At 53.3% G+C, this 2,974-nt stretch carries 2 rRNA genes; both read right to left on the bottom strand.

Annotated features, from left to right (window positions below):
• Nucleotides 1–88: 88 nt before the first annotated feature.
• Nucleotides 89–204, bottom strand: a 5S ribosomal RNA gene (gene rrf, locus AB0L29_RS35390).
• Nucleotides 205–303: 99 nt separating this feature from the next.
• A 23S ribosomal RNA gene (locus AB0L29_RS35395) occupies nt 304–2,974 on the bottom strand; the annotation flags it as partial.

Raw genomic sequence — 2,974 nt, forward strand, 5'->3', positions numbered from 1 at the left:
TCTTTTACGTTGCATCTCTCGATGCCGGCAAATTCGCGCTTTGCGATTTGCGCATTACCAGTCGTCACACTGATAACGTTTATTTGATGCCTGGCAGTGTCCTACTCTCGCATGGGGAGACCCCACACTACCATCGGCGCTACGGCGTTTCACTTCTGAGTTCGGCATGGGGTCAGGTGGGACCACCGCGCTATTGCCGCCAGGCAAATTCTGTTTCATTCCAACCGCCTCACTTCCATGAAGCCATCAGAACCAATCTCGGAACGTCGCTGAAAATCTCTCTAAAAACACCTTCGGTGTTGTAAGGTTAAGCCTCACGGATCATTAGTACTGGTTAGCTCAATGCATCGCTGCACTTACACACCCAGCCTATCAACGTCTTAGTCTTAAACGTTCCTTCAGGGACCTTAAAGGCCCAGGGAAGACTCATCTTGAGGCGAGTTTCCCGCTTAGATGCTTTCAGCGGTTATCGCTTCCGAACATAGCTACCCGGCAATGCCACTGGCGTGACAACCGGAACACCAGAGGTTCGTCCACTCCGGTCCTCTCGTACTAGGAGCAGCCCCTCTCAAATCTCCAACGCCCATGGCAGATAGGGACCGAACTGTCTCACGACGTTCTAAACCCAGCTCGCGTACCACTTTAAATGGCGAACAGCCATACCCTTGGGACCGACTACAGCCCCAGGATGTGATGAGCCGACATCGAGGTGCCAAACACCGCCGTCGATATGAACTCTTGGGCGGTATCAGCCTGTTATCCCCGGAGTACCTTTTATCCGTTGAGCGATGGCCCTTCCATACAGAACCACCGGATCACTAAGTCCTAGTTTCCTACCTGCTTGATCCGTCGATCTTGCAGTCAAGCACGCTTATGCCTTTGCACACAGTGCGCGATGTCCGACCGCGCTGAGCGTACCTTCGAGCTCCTCCGTTACTCTTTAGGAGGAGACCGCCCCAGTCAAACTACCCACCATACACGGTCCCCGACCCAGATAATGGGCCCAGGTTAGAACGTCAAGCACGACAGGGTGGTATTTCAAGGATGGCTCCACTGCAGCTAGCGCCACAGTTTCATAGCCTCCCACCTATCCTACACAGACGAACTCAACGTTCAGTGTAAAGCTATAGTAAAGGTTCACGGGGTCTTTCCGTCTTGCCACGGGAACGCTGCATCTTCACAGCGATTTCAATTTCACTGAGTCTCGGGTGGAGACAGCGCCGCTGTCGTTACGCCATTCGTGCAGGTCGGAACTTACCCGACAAGGAATTTCGCTACCTTAGGACCGTTATAGTTACGGCCGCCGTTTACTGGGGCTTCGATCAAGAGCTTCGCCTTGCGGCTGACCCCATCAATTAACCTTCCAGCACCGGGCAGGCGTCACACCCTATACGTCCACTTTCGTGTTTGCAGAGTGCTGTGTTTTTGATAAACAGTCGCAGCGGCCTGGTTACTGCGACCCTCTTCAGCTATAGCTCGCACGAGCCACCAAAAAGGGTGCACCTTCTCCCGAAGTTACGGTGCCATGTTGCCTAGTTCCTTCACCCGAGTTCTCTCAAGCGCCTGAGAATTCTCATCCTACCCACCTGTGTCGGTTTACGGTACGGTCTGCGTAAGCTGAAGCTTAGGAGCTTTTCCTGGAAGCGTGGTATCAGTGACTTCGCCATAAAGGCTCGTCTCGGTGCTCGGTCTTAAAGGATCCCGGATTTGCCAAAGATCCAAACCTACCGCCTTTCCCCAGGACAACCAACGCCTGGTACACCTAACCTTCTCCGTCCCTCCATCGCACTTACGCGAGGTGCAGGAATATTAACCTGCTTCCCATCGACTACGACTTTCGTCCTCGCCTTAGGGGCCGACTCACCCTGCGCCGATTAACGTTGCGCAAGGAAACCTTGGGCTTTCGGCGTGCGGGTTTTTCACCCGCATTATCGTTACTCATGTCAGCATTCGCACTTCCGATACCTCCAGCAGACTTCTCAATCCACCTTCAACGGCTTACGGAACGCTCCTCTACCGCGCATAACAAAGTTATGCACCCCAAGCTTCGGTTCTGTGCTTAGCCCCGTTAAATCTTCCCCGCAGACCGACTCGACCAGTGAGCTATTACGCTTTCTTTAAAGGGTGGCTGCTTCTAAGCCAACCTCCTGGCTGTCTGTGCCTTTCCACATGGTTTTCCACTTAGCACAAAATTTGGGACCTTAGCTGTGGGTCTGGGTTGTTTCCCTTTTCACGACGGACGTTAGCACCCGCCGTGTGTCTCCCATACAGTCCGTCTCGGTATTCGGAGTTTGCAATGGTTTGGTAAGTCGCGATGACCCCCTAGCCATAACAGTGCTCTACCCCCGAGAGGATACATATGAGGCGCTACCTAAATAGCTTTCGAGGAGAACCAGCTATCTCCGGGTTCGATTAGCTTTTCACTCCTAATCACACCTCATCCCCTACCTTTGCAACGGGAGTGGGTTCGGGCCTCCAGTGCGTGTTACCGCACCTTCACCCTGGGCATGACTAGATCACCCGGTTTCGGGTCTACTGCCCGCGACTATGCGCCCTTATCAGACTCGGTTTCCCTTCGCCTCCCCTATACGGTTAAGCTTGCCACGAACAGTAAGTCGCTGACCCATTATACAAAAGGTACGCAGTCACTCCTTGCGGAGCTCCTACTGCTTGTACGCACACGGTTTCAGGTTCTATTTCACTCCCCTCTCCGGGGTTCTTTTCGCCTTTCCCTCACGGTACTGGTTCACTATCGGTCGGTCAGTAGTATTTAGCCTTGGAGGATGGTCCCCCCATGTTCAGACAGGGTTTCACGTGCCCCGCCCTACTCGTCTTCACTGAAATGGCCCTTTCAGATACAGGGCTATCACCTTCTATGGCCGCTCTTTCCAGAGCGTTTTCCTAGAACCAAATCAGCTTAAGGGCTAGTCCGCGTTCGCTCGTCGCTACTTACGGAATCTCGGTTGATTTCTTT

Source organism: Streptomyces sp. NPDC052701 (assembly GCF_040678355.1).
In the GTDB taxonomy this organism is placed as follows: domain Bacteria; phylum Actinomycetota; class Actinomycetes; order Streptomycetales; family Streptomycetaceae; genus Streptomyces.